This is a genomic window from Aquisalimonas asiatica (genome assembly GCF_900110585.1).
GTDB classification, from domain to species: domain Bacteria; phylum Pseudomonadota; class Gammaproteobacteria; order Nitrococcales; family Aquisalimonadaceae; genus Aquisalimonas; species Aquisalimonas asiatica.
On the sequence record NZ_FOEG01000012.1, the window covers coordinates 20,326 to 34,371 of the forward strand.

The following is a 14,046-nucleotide window of genomic DNA, read 5'->3' on the forward strand; positions in this document are numbered from 1 at the left end:
GCCCCGTCTGTCTGTTACCGCACCCGCACCAATCAGACCGGCCAAGAACAGACCGAGGTCGCCATGACTGATCGATCCGCCACCGACCAACCCCTCCGCGACGACATCAGGGAACTGGGCGACCTGCTCGGTCAGATTCTGCGCGAGCAGGGCAGTCAGGACCTCTACCAGACCGTCGAAACCGTGCGCAGCCTTGCCAAACAGGCGCGTGGCGGCGACAACGACGCCGCGACCCGTCTGGAAGAGGCACTGACGGGGCTGGACGACAACATGATCATGCCCGTCGTCCGCGCCTTCTCCCATTTCCTCAACCTGGCCAACATTGCCGAGCAGCATCACCGCGTGCGGCGTAGCCGTGCGTGGGCACGTGCGCCCGACACCACGCCACTGCGCGGGTCGCTGGAGGAGGGATTCAAACGGCTGGCGGCAGGAACGGACCCGGATGACCTGTTCAATGCCGTTTGCCGCATGCAGGTGGGTCTCGTACTCACGGCCCACCCCACCGAGGTCACCCGGCGGTCGCTGCTGCAGAAGCACAACCGCATCGCCAGCCTGCTGGAGACCCAGGACCGCCAGGATCTCACGCCCGAAGAGACCGGGGACCTGCAGGCCGCCCTCAAACGTGAAGTCACCGCCGCCTGGCATACCGACGAAATCCGCCAGCGCCGCCCCTCCCCCGAGGACGAGGCCCGCTGGGGCTACGCCGTGGTGGAGCAGACCCTCTGGGACGCCATTCCGCGCCACGCCCGCCGCCTGGACCGCATGCTGCGGGACTACACCAACCGCGGCCTGCCGCTGGACGTGGCCCCGATCCAGTTCGGCTCATGGATGGGCGGTGACCGGGATGGCAACCCGCGTGTCACCGGCCGCGTCACCCGCAACGTCTGTCTCATGGCCCGCTGGCAGGCGGCAGAGCTCTACGACAAGGAGCTCACCCGTCTGATCTCCGAGCTGTCCCTGCAGTGCCGCGACGCCGACCTGCGCGAGCAGGTGGGCGATGCCTGGGAGCCCTACCGGGTGGTGCTCAAGCGCGTGCGCGCCCGCATGCGGCTCACCCTGCGCTGGCTGGAGGCGCGGCTCGCCGGCCGGGAGCTGCCGGAAGGCGAGATCTACCAGCACGTGGACGACTTCCGGCAACCGCTGCTGGACTGCTACCACTCCCTGCACCGCTGTGGCGCCGGCGTGGTGGCCGACGGCCGCCTGCTGGACCTGCTGCGGCGGGTAAGCTGTTTCGGCCTGACCCTGATGCGCATCGACATCCGCCAGGAGGCCGGCCGGCACACCGAAGCCCTCGGCGCCATCACCCGGGCGTTGGGTCTGGGCGACTACGCCGACTGGAGCGAAGAGGAGCGCCAGCGCTTCCTGATCGCGGAGCTGGACAACCCGCGGCCACTGACTCCGCGCGGTTTCGCCCCGGAGGACGACGTCCGGGAAGTGCTGGACACCTTCCGGGTCATCGCGGAACAGGGGCCGGACAGCCTCGGCGCCTACATCATCTCCATGGCGTCCAAGCCGTCGGACATCCTGGCGGTGGAACTGCTGCAGAAGGAGGCCGGCGTAAAACACTACCTGCGGGTGGTGCCGCTGTTCGAGACGCTGGACGACCTGGAAGGCGCCGAGGCCTGTCTCGACCGGCTGCTGGAGATCGACTGGTACCACCAGCGCATCCAGGGCCAGCAGGAGATCATGATCGGCTACTCCGACTCGGGCAAGGACGCGGGCCACCTCACCGCCGCCTGGGCGCTGTACCAGACCCAGGAGCGGCTGCTGGCCTGCTGCCGGCGCAATGGCGTGGAGCTGACCCTGTTCCACGGCCGGGGCGGCTCCATCGGCCGCGGCGGCGGCCCGACCCACGCGGCCATCCTGTCGCAGCCGCCCGGGTCGGTGAACGGCAGCCTGCGCGCCACGGAACAGGGTGAGGTCATCCAGGCCAAGTTCGGCCTGCCCGGTATCGCCCTGCGCAACCTGGAGCTCTACACCACGGCCGTGCTGGAAGCCACGCTGCAGCCGCCGCCGGAGCCCGACCCCGAGTGGCGCGAGCTCATGGACACCCTCTCCGGCACCGCCGTGACAACCTATCGCGGCATGGTCCGGCATACGGACAACTTCGTGGAGTATTTCCGCGCCGCCACGCCCGAGCAGGAAATCGCCGGGCTCACTATCGGTTCCCGCCCGGCGAAACGCCGGCAGAGCGGCGGTGTCGAGAGCCTGCGCGCCATCCCCTGGATCTTCAGCTGGACCCAGACCCGCCTGCTCCTGCCGGCCTGGCTGGGTGTCGGCGAAGCGCTGCGGGAGGCGCTGGAACAGGGCCAGGAAGAGCGCCTGCGCACCATGTTCGAGCAGTGGCCCTTCTTCCACGCTTTCCTGGACATGGTGGAAATGGTGCTGGCCAAGGGCGACCCGGACGTGGCCGCACAATACGACCGACGCCTGGTGCCGGACGAGCTGCAGCCCCTGGGCGACGACCTGCGGCAGCGGTACCGCCACACCCTGGATGCGGTGCTGGCCGTGAGTGGCCACGAGCGGCCGCTGGCCGACTTCCCGGTGGTGCGGCGCTCGGTGGACGTGCGCAACCCCTACGTGGATCCGCTCAACCGGCTGCAGGTGGAGCTGCTGCACCGGGTCCGGCATCGTAACGAGGAGCACCTGCGCAAGGCGCTGCAGGTGTGCATCAACGGCATCGCCGCCGGCATGCGTAACACGGGATAGAACAGACCGTAGGAGCGGCGCAAGCCGCGAAAGCGACGTGCCACTGGCACTGCGAAATCGCGGCTCGCGCCGCTCCTACGAAGCATCGGAGACAAACGCAACGGCTATGCACGACTACCAACGGGAATTCCTCGACTTCGCCCTGGAACAGAACGTGCTGCGCTTCGGCGAGTTCCAGCTCAAATCGGGGCGCATCAGCCCCTACTTCTTCAACGCCGGGCTGTTCAACACTGGCCGCAGCCTCGCGGCTCTGGGACGCTACTACGCGCACTCGATCACGGAATCGGGGGTGGGCTTCGACATGCTCTTCGGTCCGGCCTACAAGGGCATTCCCCTGGCCAGCACGACCGCCGTGGCCCTGGCCGACCACCACGACCGGGACGTGCCCTGGGCCTTCAACCGCAAGGAGGCCAAGGATCATGGCGAGGGGGGCACCATTGTCGGCGCCCCCCTGGCCGGCCGCGTCCTGGTGATCGACGACGTGATCTCGGCGGGGACCTCGGTGCAGGAGTCGGTGGACATGATCCGCGCCGCCGGGGCGGAGTTCGCCGGGGTGGCCATCGCGCTGGACCGCAAGGAGCGCGGCAGCGGCGAACTCTCGGCGGTGCAGCAGGTGCGCGAACAGTACGACGCCCCGGTGGCGCCCATAGTCGACCTGGACGACCTGGTGCGCTGGCTGGAGCAGCGCGGCGACCGTGACGCCGACCTCGCCGCCATCCGCACCTACCGGGAACAGTACGGCGCCTGAGCCCCCGCTCCCCGCCGACACCCCGTAGGAGCGGCGCAAGCCGCGACCGTTCCAGTGGCACTGAATCCCTCCGGCGATCGCGGCTTGCGCCGCTCCTACGGGCGTCAGGAATGCCGTTACAGTACCGCTTACCGCTCCAGCGTCCGGAGCCAGTCCCGCAGCCCGTCCGTGTAGGTCTCGCCGCTGCGCATGAACCCGGTGTTGTGATCGCCCTGGATACGCAGGAATGTCTTCGGCTCCGGGGCAGCCTCGTAGATCGCCTCGCCGTGGTGGAACGGAATGATCTCGTCGTCGGGGCTGTGCACCACCAGCACCGGCGCCTGCAGATCCTGGACGAACTCCCGTGTCGGATACTGAATCCGGGCAAGCTGACGCACGGGGAAGATGGGGTAGAGCTCGGCGGCCCGATCCGGGGCGGAGGTGAACGCCGACTCCAGGATCACGCCGCCCACGTCCCGTTCCGTGGCCACGCGGGCGGCCACCGCCGCCCCCAGGGAGCGACCGAAGGCGATGATCTCCTCCGGCGACACATCCCGCTCATCCACGAGATGCTCCCAGGCCGCCCGGCCATCCCGGTACAGGCCGGTCTCCGACGGGCTCCCCTCGCTGCGCCCGTAACCGCGGTAATCGATGATCAGCACCGCGGCGCCAAGATCGTGGAAGATCTCCAGGCTGTCCAGCCGGTGGCTGATGTTGCCGGCGTTGCCGTGAAAGAAGAGCACCGTGTGGCGGGCGTTATCCGGCCCCGGCAGATACCAGCCGTGGAGCTGGACGCCGTCCTCCGTCTGCAGCGAGACATCGTCCCAGTCCAGCCCGATTTCGGCCGGCGTGGCGATCAGCTCGCGCCCGGGAACGCCGGGTAGATGGATCAGCCGCGACTGCATCCCGTACAGTAGCAGGAGCAGGCCGAGGTAAATCCCGACGCCCACAAGCGCAATGACGGTGATAGTCCCCATGAACCCCCTGTTCCGGCGCGTTGTACTCATACTGGCTGTCATCCTCGTTGGAGCCGCACTGGCCGGCTGCGGCAGCGTCCACCGCGGTTACGAGAGCATGCTCCTCCTGGGTGATGTCCAGTCCGGCGCCGAGAGCAGCCGGCTGAAGAACATTACCGAGGAGCCTGAACGCTCCACCGTAGCCTACGCGGTGGATGATCGGGAACACGTTGCCGACATCTATCAGCCCGGCGACCGCGAACCGCGGGGGACGCTGGTGCTGATTCACGGTTTCACCGAACACGGCCGCCACGACCCGCGGCTGGTGGAGTTCGCCACCAGCATGGCGCGCGCCGGCTTCACCGTGGTTGCCCCCGACGTGGAGGGCCCCATGACCATGGCCGTGGGGCTGCGCGACGCCAGGCACATCCAGGACACGCTCGAGTACGTCGCCGCAGACGAGGACGATTTCGCCACCGAACCCATGGGTCTGATGGCGTTCAGTTTCGCAGTCGGGCCGGCCGTGATCGCCGCCAAGTCGCCGGACGTGGCGGAGGACGTGGCATTCCTGGTTGCCGTAGGCGGCTACTACGATATCGAGCACGCCATCACCTACGTGACCACCGGGGTGGACCCCCTCTCCGGCCGCCGGGATACCGTTCCGCAGCCACGGCGCGAGGGTAAATGGGTGGTCCTGCTGAGCCAGCTCGACCGCATCGAGGACACGCACGACCGGGAGCTGCTGCGGGAGATCGCCGAGGCGCGCCTGGAGGACCCGGGCGCGCAGGTCGACAGCCAGGTGGACGCGCTGGGCGAGGACGGGCGCGCCGTCTACGGGCTGATCACGAACACCGACCCGGACCGGGTCGGCGAATACCTGGAGGCGTTACCGGCGACCGTGCGGGACGAGCTCCACGGCCTTGACCTGGCGCGACGGGACCTGTCGCAGCTCCGCGCCGAGCTGGTCCTGGTCCACGGCACGGATGACAACGTCATCCCGATTGGTCACAGTGAACGCCTGCAGGCTGCCGTGGGCGAGGAGCAGGCCCACCTGTATCCCGCCGCCGGCCTCTACCACGTGGATGTCACGCCGGGGCTGCGCGACGGCTGGCAGCTCTGGCGGGCCAGTCGCCTGGTGCTGCGTCTGGCGGATCAGCACTGAGCACGAGACATCGTACCGAGAGGCAGGAACGCCCCATGAAACCGCTGTTGCCACACCGCTGCGCCTGCACCCTGGCCACGCTGCTCGTCGCCAGCCTGCTGGCCGCGCCCGCGGGGGCCGATGGTCAGCTCTACCGCTGGACGGACGACGACGGCAACGTGCACTACAGCGACCGGCTGCCGGCGGACCGCGCACCGGACGGCCGCGACGTGTACGACCGTTCGGGCCGGCACCTGGAGCGCATCGACGCCGCCCTGTCCGAGGAGGAGCGGGCACTGAAGCGCGAACGGGAGGCCCAGGAGCGCGAAGCGCAGGCGCTGGCCGAGGAGCGGGCGGCAGAGCAGGCGGACTATGACCGCATGCTCCGCGACACCTACACCCACCCGGACGACGTGCGGGCAGCCCGTGACGAGCGCCTGCGCACCCTTGAGGCTACGGCATCACTCGCTGGCAGCCGGATCGAGCGCTATCGTGACGAGCTGGAACGGCTGCAGGACGAGGCGGCCCGCCTGGAACGGCAGTCCGACGGCGATCCCGCTCCCGCCTACGAGCGCATCGACGAGGTGCGCGAACGGATCGCCCGGCAGGAGCGGTTCATCGAGCGCCGGGAAGCGGAGATGGCCGACGTGCGCGAGACCTTCCAGGGGCACCTGGAACGCCTGCAGGAGCTCCAGGCCCGGGACAACTGACCGAACCCCCGCGACCGGTCAGGACGGCCCGTGGATCAGCGTGCCCACGCCGCGGTCGGTGAACAGCTCCAGCAGCACGGCATGGGTGACCCGGCCGTCGATGATGTGGGCCGCACGCACGCCGTTCTGTACCGACTCCAGCGCACAGCGGATCTTGGGCAGCATGCCGCCCTGGATGGTGCCGTCCTGGATCAGCTCTTCCACCCGCTCGGCGTCGAGACCGGTGAGCAGGTGGCCGTCCTTGTCCAGCAGGCCTTCCGTGTTGGTGAGCAGGATCAGTTTCTCGGCGCCGAGCACTTCCGCCAGCTTGCCGGCAACCAGATCGGCATTGATGTTGTAGCCGCGCCCGTCGTCGCCGACGCCGATGGGCGCAATCACCGGGATGAACTCGCCCGTGTCGAGCATGTTCACCACCGAGGCGTCGATGCTGGCCACTTCGCCCACGTGGCCGATGTCCGGCAGTTCACTCCCGGGGGTGTCTGCGCCCATGCCGTCCAGCCGCAGCTGCCGGGCCCGGATCAGCCCCCCGTCCTTGCCCGTGAGCCCGACGGCCCGGCCGCCCTGGGCGTTGATAAGCTGGACGATCTCCTTGTTCACCAGCCCACCCAGCACCATCTCCACCACGTCCATGGTTTCGGCGTCGGTCACGCGCATGCCGTCCACGAAGCGGGTTTCCTTGCCGATGCGGTCAAGCAGTTCGCCGATCTGGGGGCCGCCGCCGTGGACCACCACCGGATTGAAGCCCACCAGCTTCATGAGAACGATGTCACGGGCGAAGGAGCGCTTGAGCGCCTCGTCGACCATGGCGTTGCCGCCGAACTTCACCACGATGGTCTTGCCGTGGAAGCGCTGGATGTAGGGCAGCGCCTCGGTGAGGACTTCGGCGACTTCGGCTGGGGTCTTGGTGGTGGTGGTCATGGTTTTCCTGTTGATGAGGTTGTCTGGTTGATGGTGGCGGTCATCCTGGTAGACCTGAAGGTCTACCCTACGGTTGCTGAAGGTCTACCCTACGCACAAGTCTGACCGCCGCGGTATCGCGCCCGCGTAGGGTGGACCTTCAGGTCCACCGGTTCGCCTCCGATCCGGCACCGCCGCCGCTCAGGCGTAGGGTGGACCTTCAGGTCCACCATCGACCCGCACGCGCCGGGCCGCCTCAGAACGGCAGGTCCAGCCCCGGCCGCGCCTGGTCCAGCAGCGTCCGGAAGCGCGCACGGATGCGCTCCAGAGCCGTCTCGTCGTCCCCTTCGAAGCGCAGCACCAGGCAGGGCGTGGTATTGCTCGCCCGAACCAGACCCCAGCCGTCGGGGAAGTCCACCCGCAGGCCGTCGATGGTGGTCACCCGCGCCTCGGGAAAATCGGCGGCCGCCACCAGCCGCTCGATCACCTGGGGCGGCTCCCCTTCGGAGAGGTCCACCTTGATCTCGGGGGTGCTCACGGCCTCGGGCAGCGCCGCGAACACCTCGGTGCTGGAGCGATCCTCCATGGACAGGATCTCCAGCAGCCGCGCCGCGGTGTAGATGCCGTCATCGAAGCCCGGCCAGCGGTCGTTGAAGAAGATGTGGCCGCTCATCTCCCCGGCCAGGGGGGCGCCGCTCTGCTTGAGCTTGGCCTTGATCAGGGAGTGGCCGGTGCGCCACATCACCGGCACGCCGGCGTGCTCGGTAATCACCTGGGCGAGCTGCGAGGAGCATTTCACGTCGAAGACGATGTCCGCGCCGGGGTTGCGGCTCAGCACGTCCCGCGCGTAGAGCATCATCTGCCGGTCCGCCCAGATGATCTTGCCCTCGGCATCCACCACGCCGAGGCGATCACCGTCGCCGTCCAGTGCCAGCCCGACATCCGCCTGCTGCAGGCGCACCAGGCTGATCAGCGCCTCCAGGTTGTGCGGGTCGCTGGGGTCCGGATGGTGATTGGGGAAGGTGCCGTCCACCTCGCAATACAGGGGCTCCACCTCACAGCCGATGGCCTGCAGCACCTGCGGGGCGATGCCACCGCCGACGCCGTTGCCCGCGTCCAGCACCACCCGCAGGGGCCGATGCAGGGTGATGTCGCCGGCAATGGCGTCGATGTAGTTGGTGGCCACGTCCTGACGGCGGACACCGCCCTCTCCGGCCACCAGGTCGTCCTCGACGATGCGCCGGTGGAGGTCCTTGATGGCGTCGCCGGACAGCGTCTCGCCACCGACCATGATCTTCAGGCCGTTGTAGTCCGGGGGGTTGTGGCTGCCGGTGATCTCGACGCCGGTGCCGGTGCCGAGGTGGTGAGTGGCGAAGTACATCACCGGCGTCGGCACCTGGCCGATGTCGATCACCTGCCGACCGGCGGCCACGAGCCCCTCGGTCAACGCGGCGGCCAGGTCCGGGCTGGACAACCGGCCATCACGCCCCACGACCACCTCGTTGCAGCCCCTGGCCGCAGCCTCGCTGCCGATGCTGCGGCCGATCTGCCGCACCACGTCCGCCGACAGGCTCGAACCCACCACGCCACGAATGTCGTACGCCCGAAACAGGCTGGGATCCACGTTCAAACCGTTCTCCTTTTCCAGGTCCGCGTGCGCCGCCGGCGCATCTTGCCCGGGCTGCGGTTCAGCCGCGAGCTCCTCCACGATCATGCCACCATCCCCGGCGCGGACCGGTTCCGGCCCGCCGGCCACGGGGGCGGCTGCCCCGCCGGAGCCGTCTTCCGCCGTTGCCGCCGGGGGCTCGGCCGCCCGCTTGCGCAACGCCCGGAGCGTCATGACCACCACCAGCAGGATCAGCGTGCCCGCGACCCCGACAATGGTCAAAAACCAGGGGTCACGCAGCGGCCGGTACACACCACCGTCGCCGCCGGTGACAATACGGACCTGCCACTGACTGCCGGGCACGCTGGCAGCCCGTTCGATCCCGCCCTGCGGCCGCGATCCGGCCGCCACGACTGCATCTCCGTCCTGGGCAACGACGCGCCTGCCATCGGCCGCCCCGGGGAGCGCCAGCGCGTCATTCAGCCACTCCGGCGGCAGCGACACCAGCAGCAGCCCGATCACCGCATCTTCCCGGATGACGGGCGCCACCAGATTCAGGTGCGCCTCCGCACGCCCCGGCAGATGGGCCTCCGGGCCGGTCACTGCGGCGCCGGATTCACTCAGCCGCAGCATCTCCAGCGCCGCATAACCGAGCGGTGGCTCGGCATCCAGCGCCGGCTCGTCGTGGCCGGGCGGGAGCAGCATCACCCGCAGCGCGGCGGGGAACTGCTCCGCGACGCCCTCGGCGGCCGCGCGCATGCTGTCATGATCGCCGTCCGCGGCCGCATGGACCACAGCGTCCTCGGCCGCGGCCACTCGGATGCGATCCCGGAGCTGCTCCACGTGCTCCCCGACCTGTCCGGCCAGTGCGGTGGCCACCTCGCCCGCCCGCGCCTGCTGCTCGGCGTGGCGCGCTTCCTGGGCGGCATCGCGGATCAGCCAGAATGCGGCGGCCGTAATGGCAACCACCAGCAACAGCGCTGTTGCCCAGATGGATCCGGTTCGCCCTCCGGCGCGCGCGCTCAACGGCTGCCCCTCCCGCGTGCTCAGCTGCGGCCGGAATGGCCGAAGCCGCCGGCCCCCCGCTCGCTGGCCTCGAAGCTGTCCACCACGCGCAGCTCCGGGCGCACCACCGGCACGAAGACAAGCTGCGCAATGCGATCACCCGGCTGCACCGTGTAGGTGTCCCGGCTGCGGTTCCAGCAGGAGACGAACACCTCGCCCTGGTAGTCGGAATCGATCAGGCCGACCAGGTTACCCAGCACGATGCCATGCTTGTGGCCCAGGCCCGAGCGCGGCAGAATCACCGCCGCCAGCGTCGGGTCGCCCATGTGAATGGCAAGCCCGGTGGGGATCAGCAGCGTCGCATCCGGCGCAAGCAGGGTCTCCCCTTCCAGGCAGGCGCGCAGGTCCACGCCCGCCGATCCGTCGGTGGCGTATCCGGGGAGGCCCCATTCGTTGTTCAGCCGGGCGTCGAGCATCCGCACATCCACTGTCGTCATGCCTTCTCCTGTGATTGCTTGTCGCGGAGGCGCTGCTCCACGACTTCCAGCAGCGCCTCCGCGAGGCGGGTCTTGGGCGACGGCCCCAGCGCCACGGAGCCGCCGTCCCAGCTGACCTCCAGGGCGTTGTCCTCGGCATCGAAGCCACTGCCGGGCCGTCCAACCCAGTTGGCGGCGATCATGTCGAGCCCCTTGCGGCGCCGCTTGCCTTCGGCGTTCGCCTGCATGTCGTTGGTCTCCGCGGCGAACCCCACGGTAAAGGGCGCCTGTGCCCCCCCGGCCACATCGGCAAGAATGTCCGGGTTGCGCACCAGCGCCAGCGCCATATCGGCGTCGTTCTTCTTGATCTTCGCATCCGCCGGCGTGGCCACCCGGTAATCCGCCACCGCCGCGCAGGCGATGAAGATGGTGCAGTCGGCGATACGCGCCATGACGGCATCGTGCATCTGCGCTGCCGACTCCACGTCCACCCGCTCGACGCCGGGCGGTGTGGGCAGGGCCACCGGCCCGCTGACCAGGGTGACGCGTGCGCCGGCCCGCGCGGCGGCCGCCGCCAGGGCAAAGCCCATGCGGCCGGAGCTGCGGTTGCTGATGTAGCGCACGGGATCGATGGCTTCCCGGGTGGGCCCGGCGGTGAGCACCACGTGTTCACCGGCCAGCGACCGCGCAGGGAAGAGCGTGGTCAGGCCCGCCACCAGCTCCAGTGGCTCCAGCATGCGGCCGGATCCCACCTCGCCGCAGGCCTGGTCACCGGCTCCCGGCCCCAGCACCGTCGCATTGCGCTCCACCAGCAGGGCCACGTTGGCCTGAGTGGCCGGATGCGCCCACATCACCCGGTTCATGGCCGGCGCGATGGCCAGGGGCGCTTCGGTGGCGAGACACAGGGTCGTGAGCAGATCGTCGGCGTGACCGTGGGCCAGGCGGGCAATCACGTCGGCGCTGGCGGGCGCGATCAGGACGGCGTCCGCCCAGCGCGCCAGCTCGATGTGTCCCATGGCGGCCTCGGCGTCCGGATCCAGCAGGCTGGTATGCACCGGGTTGCCGGACACCGCCTGGAACGTGAGCGGCCGCACGAACTCCTGGGCACCGGCGGTCATGACCACGCGCACGTCGGCGCCGGCATCGCCCAGGCGGCGCACCAGATCGGCGCTCTTGTAGGCGGCGATCCCGCCCGAGACCCCCAGAAGTATGCGTTTGCCGGTAAGGTCGGCCATGCTGTCCCCTGCTTGCGCGCGGCTCCGCCGCGGACCGGTGGAAAGTGTACGAAATCCGTCGGTACTGTGCATGCTTGCAAGTGCGAGCACAAATGGCTAAAACGAGGCACGCACACCCATTCGCGATCACTCCACGGAAGGAGAACACCAATGGCCATTACCGACTGGCCGGAGGCGGAACGCCCCCGGGAACGGCTGCTCGCTCACGGTGCCGACGCGCTCTCCGACGCCGAGCTCCTTGCCATCTTTCTGCGCACCGGCAGCCGCGGCCGCAGTGCCGTCGACCTTGCGCGGGATCTCCTGCAGCGTTACAACGGCCTGCGCGGGCTGCTGGAAGCCGACCGCGCCAGCTTCTGTGCCGGCCCCGGCCTGGGCGACGCCAAGTACACCCAGCTGCAGGCGGTGCTGGCCATGGCGCGGCGCTACCTGGCCGCGGACCTGGAGCGCGGCGACGCCCTGACGACACCCCAGGCCACACGCGCGTTTCTGCAGTCGCGGCTCCGGCACCGGCAACGGGAGGTGTTCGCCTGCCTGTTCCTGGACAACCGGCACCGGGTGATGCATTTCGAGGAGCTGTTCGAAGGCACCATCGACGCGGCGGCCGTCTATCCGCGCGAGGTGGTCCGCCGGGCGCTGGCGCACAATGCCGCCGCGGTGATCGCGGCCCATAATCACCCCTCCGGCGTCGCCGAGCCGAGCCGGGCCGACGAGCAGATCACCCGCAGGCTGCGGGACGCCCTGGGCCTGGTGGATATCCGCCTGCTGGATCATTTCATCGTCGGTGACGGCGAGCCGGTGTCGTTCGCGGAACGGGGGCTCATGTAGCCGCCCGCCTGTGTCAGACTCTCACCATCTCCACCACCACGCGGGTAGACGGCATGCGCAGGATTACGGATGAACAGGGGCACGACTGGGACGTGACCGTCGGGCGCGAATCCTACGGCATGCAGGTGTTCCTGTTCATGCCCCAGGACGGCAGCGGTGTGCGCAAGGCGCTGATGACAGCCGACACCTGGCTCGACGGCGAGCGGGAGCTGCACACGCTCGATCAGGCGGCGCTGCTGGAGCGGCTTGGGGTCTCCGTGCCGTGGGAGGAGACGGCGTCGTATTGATGGTGCGTACGGGTGCGTCGCCGGCTTATCCGGTGGACCTGAAGGTCCACCCTACGGCGCTTGAGGGCAACGACGCATGGGGGCTGGTGGATGTGGCTGGATCGCCGGCTCATCTGGTGGACCTGAAGGTCCACCCTACGGGTCTCCGGCGGGCGTTGCGGTTGCGGTTTCCGGCGCAGGCGTAAAAACGTAGGGTGGACCTTCAGGTCCACCACCCGTACACCGCACAAAAACGGCCCCGCAGAGCGGGGCCGAAGTCATCAACGGGGGAACACAGGATAACCCGGATCAGGCCGCCATGGCGGCCTTCAGCTTGTTCATGGCGTTCTTCTCGAGCTGACGCACACGCTCCGCCGAGACGCCGTACTTGTCCGCCAGCTCCTGCAGCGTGGTCTTCTGCTCGGCCAGCCACCGGCGCTGCACGATGTCGCGACTGCGATCATCCAGCTCGTCCACGGCGGAGTGCAGGGCATCGATCTGATGCCCGTCCCAGTCGTCGGATTCGATCTGCGACGCCGGGTCCATGCGGTTGTCCGACAGATATGCTGCCGGTGACCGCACCACGGCGTCATCGTCGTCCGCGTCGGGCTGCGGGTCGAACGCCATGTCCTGACCACTGAGCCGCGATTCCATCTCCAGCACGGTCTCCGGCTTGACGCCGAGATCGCGGGCGACGTTGTTCACTTCGTCGTTGGTGAGCCAGCCCAGGCGCTTCTTGGAGCTGCGCAGGTTGAAGAACAGCTTGCGCTGCGCCTTGGTGGTGGCGACCTTGACAATGCGCCAGTTGCGCAGGATGTATTCGTGGATCTCGGCACGGATCCAGTGCACGGCGAACGAGACCAGGCGGACCTTCACGTCCGGGTCGAACCGTTTCACCGCTTTCATCAGGCCGATGTTGCCTTCCTGGATCAGGTCGGCCAGGGGCAGGCCGTAGCCGTTGTAACCGCGCGCGATGTGCACCACGAAACGCAGGTGCGCGAGCACCAGCTGCCGGGCGGCGTCGATGTTCTCCTGATCGCGATACTCCAGCGCGAGCTCATGCTCTTCCTCGGCGCTGAGCACGGGAATCTGGTTGACCGCCTGAATGTAGGCCTCTTCACTGCCTGCGCGCAGCGGCAGCTGGTTGGTTGTGACCGTGGACAGGGCAGTACCCATTGCTTTCCCCCTTGCTTGCTTCCGTGACTATTTTAGCAGTCACAACCTTTGAGTGCTAAACGACGGAGAAGTTCACAATCCCGGGCAAAGTAATGGGGGTCCGGCGCGGGATTTCAAGGGGATTATGTGGCGAGTGGTGGACGTAAACGTCCACCCTACGCCCCGACCAACCCCGACCAACCCCGACCAACCCCGACCAACCGCACCGGGGCCACCGGGGCCACCGGGGCCACCGGGGCCACCGGGGCCACCGGGGCCACCGGGGCCACCGGGGCCACCGGGGCCACCGGGCCACCGGACCACCGGACCACCGGACC

13 protein-coding genes are annotated in these 14,046 nt (G+C 68.8%); 7 read left to right on the forward strand and 6 right to left on the reverse strand.

Going from position 1 to position 14,046, the window contains the following annotated elements; translation table 11 throughout:
• Positions 1 to 63 precede the first annotated feature (63 nt).
• A complete protein-coding gene (gene ppc, locus BMZ02_RS16875) occupies positions 64 to 2,709 on the forward strand; it encodes a phosphoenolpyruvate carboxylase (protein ID WP_091646005.1) in 2,646 nt (881 codons plus the stop codon).
• A gap of 106 nt (positions 2,710 to 2,815) precedes the next feature.
• Positions 2,816 to 3,457, forward strand: a complete 642-nt coding sequence (gene pyrE, locus BMZ02_RS16880; protein WP_091646006.1) for an orotate phosphoribosyltransferase — start codon at positions 2,816 to 2,818, stop codon at positions 3,455 to 3,457.
• A gap of 128 nt (positions 3,458 to 3,585) precedes the next feature.
• Here the strand turns inward: pyrE and BMZ02_RS16885 are convergent, their stop codons facing one another.
• Positions 3,586 to 4,413, reverse strand: a complete 828-nt coding sequence (locus BMZ02_RS16885) for an alpha/beta hydrolase (RefSeq protein ID WP_091646008.1) — start codon at positions 4,411 to 4,413, stop codon at positions 3,586 to 3,588.
• On the opposite strand from BMZ02_RS16885, the gene BMZ02_RS16890 reads away from it, so the two are divergent.
• Together BMZ02_RS16890 and BMZ02_RS16895 are read left to right on the forward strand one after the other, a co-directional pair.
• Positions 4,412 to 5,554: an alpha/beta fold hydrolase domain-containing protein gene (locus BMZ02_RS16890; RefSeq protein WP_091646009.1), complete on the forward strand. Its 1,143-nt coding sequence runs from the start codon at positions 4,412 to 4,414 to the stop codon at positions 5,552 to 5,554. The two genes, BMZ02_RS16885 and BMZ02_RS16890, sit on opposite strands and share 2 nt — an antisense overlap.
• A 35-nt stretch (positions 5,555 to 5,589) precedes the next feature.
• Complete coding sequence (locus BMZ02_RS16895; RefSeq protein ID WP_091646011.1) at positions 5,590 to 6,243, forward strand: DUF4124 domain-containing protein; 654 nt, start codon at positions 5,590 to 5,592, stop codon at positions 6,241 to 6,243.
• A gap of 18 nt (positions 6,244 to 6,261) precedes the next feature.
• On the opposite strand, the gene argB is transcribed toward BMZ02_RS16895, so the two are convergent.
• The 4 genes from argB to coaBC all read right to left on the reverse strand — a co-directional run bounded on the left by argB (position 6,262) and on the right by coaBC (position 11,462).
• Positions 6,262 to 7,161 (reverse strand): acetylglutamate kinase, encoded by a 900-nt coding sequence (argB, locus tag BMZ02_RS16900; RefSeq protein WP_091646013.1) that lies wholly within the window; start codon positions 7,159 to 7,161, stop codon positions 6,262 to 6,264.
• Between the two features lie 235 nt (positions 7,162 to 7,396).
• Complete coding sequence (locus BMZ02_RS19320; RefSeq protein WP_281244352.1) at positions 7,397 to 9,772, reverse strand: phosphomannomutase/phosphoglucomutase; 2,376 nt, start codon at positions 9,770 to 9,772, stop codon at positions 7,397 to 7,399.
• A 20-nt stretch (positions 9,773 to 9,792) separates the two neighbouring features.
• Positions 9,793 to 10,248 carry a dUTP diphosphatase gene (gene dut, locus BMZ02_RS16910; protein ID WP_091646014.1) on the reverse strand — a complete coding sequence of 152 codons (456 nt, stop codon included), beginning with the start codon at positions 10,246 to 10,248 and terminating at the stop codon, positions 9,793 to 9,795.
• Positions 10,245 to 11,462 carry a bifunctional phosphopantothenoylcysteine decarboxylase/phosphopantothenate--cysteine ligase CoaBC gene (coaBC, locus tag BMZ02_RS16915; protein ID WP_091646016.1) on the reverse strand — a complete coding sequence of 406 codons (1,218 nt, stop codon included), beginning with the start codon at positions 11,460 to 11,462 and terminating at the stop codon, positions 10,245 to 10,247. Before coaBC ends, dut begins: the two co-directional genes overlap by 4 nt.
• Positions 11,463 to 11,612: 150 nt before the next feature.
• Here coaBC and radC point away from each other — a divergent pair, with 150 nt between their 5' ends.
• The 3 genes from radC to BMZ02_RS16930 are packed head-to-tail and all read left to right on the forward strand — an operon-like array spanning position 11,613 to position 12,759.
• Entirely contained in the window at positions 11,613 to 12,287 is a 675-nt protein-coding gene (radC, locus tag BMZ02_RS16920; RefSeq protein WP_091646018.1) for a RadC family protein, read from the forward strand.
• 53 nt (positions 12,288 to 12,340) lie between these two features.
• Positions 12,341 to 12,574, forward strand: coding sequence for a hypothetical protein (locus tag BMZ02_RS16925; protein WP_091646019.1), 234 nt, complete (start codon positions 12,341 to 12,343; stop codon positions 12,572 to 12,574).
• Positions 12,571 to 12,759: a hypothetical protein gene (locus BMZ02_RS16930; RefSeq protein WP_139209251.1), complete on the forward strand. Its 189-nt coding sequence runs from the start codon at positions 12,571 to 12,573 to the stop codon at positions 12,757 to 12,759. Before BMZ02_RS16925 ends, BMZ02_RS16930 begins: the two co-directional genes overlap by 4 nt.
• A 103-nt stretch (positions 12,760 to 12,862) precedes the next feature.
• On the opposite strand, the gene rpoH is transcribed toward BMZ02_RS16930, so the two are convergent.
• Positions 12,863 to 13,729, reverse strand: a complete 867-nt coding sequence (gene rpoH, locus BMZ02_RS16935) for an RNA polymerase sigma factor RpoH (protein ID WP_091646023.1) — start codon at positions 13,727 to 13,729, stop codon at positions 12,863 to 12,865.
• Positions 13,730 to 14,046 lie beyond the last annotated feature (317 nt).

Bases quoted from the DNA above. Each gene is read 5' to 3' on its own strand.
- ppc (WP_091646005.1), top strand. From the start codon at position 64: ATGACTGATCGATCCGCCACCGACCAACCCCTCCGCGACGACATCAGG.
- pyrE (WP_091646006.1), top strand. From the start codon at position 2,816: ATGCACGACTACCAACGGGAATTCCTCGACTTCGCCCTGGAACAGAAC.
- BMZ02_RS16890 (WP_091646009.1), top strand. From the start codon at position 4,412: ATGAACCCCCTGTTCCGGCGCGTTGTACTCATACTGGCTGTCATCCTC.
- BMZ02_RS16885 (WP_091646008.1), bottom strand. From the start codon at position 4,413: ATGGGGACTATCACCGTCATTGCGCTTGTGGGCGTCGGGATTTACCTC.
- BMZ02_RS16895 (WP_091646011.1), top strand. From the start codon at position 5,590: ATGAAACCGCTGTTGCCACACCGCTGCGCCTGCACCCTGGCCACGCTG.
- argB (WP_091646013.1), bottom strand. From the start codon at position 7,161: ATGACCACCACCACCAAGACCCCAGCCGAAGTCGCCGAAGTCCTCACC.
- dut (WP_091646014.1), bottom strand. From the start codon at position 10,248: ATGACGACAGTGGATGTGCGGATGCTCGACGCCCGGCTGAACAACGAA.
- coaBC (WP_091646016.1), bottom strand. From the start codon at position 11,462: ATGGCCGACCTTACCGGCAAACGCATACTTCTGGGGGTCTCGGGCGGG.
- radC (WP_091646018.1), top strand. From the start codon at position 11,613: ATGGCCATTACCGACTGGCCGGAGGCGGAACGCCCCCGGGAACGGCTG.
- BMZ02_RS16925 (WP_091646019.1), top strand. From the start codon at position 12,341: ATGCGCAGGATTACGGATGAACAGGGGCACGACTGGGACGTGACCGTC.
- rpoH (WP_091646023.1), bottom strand. From the start codon at position 13,729: ATGGGTACTGCCCTGTCCACGGTCACAACCAACCAGCTGCCGCTGCGC.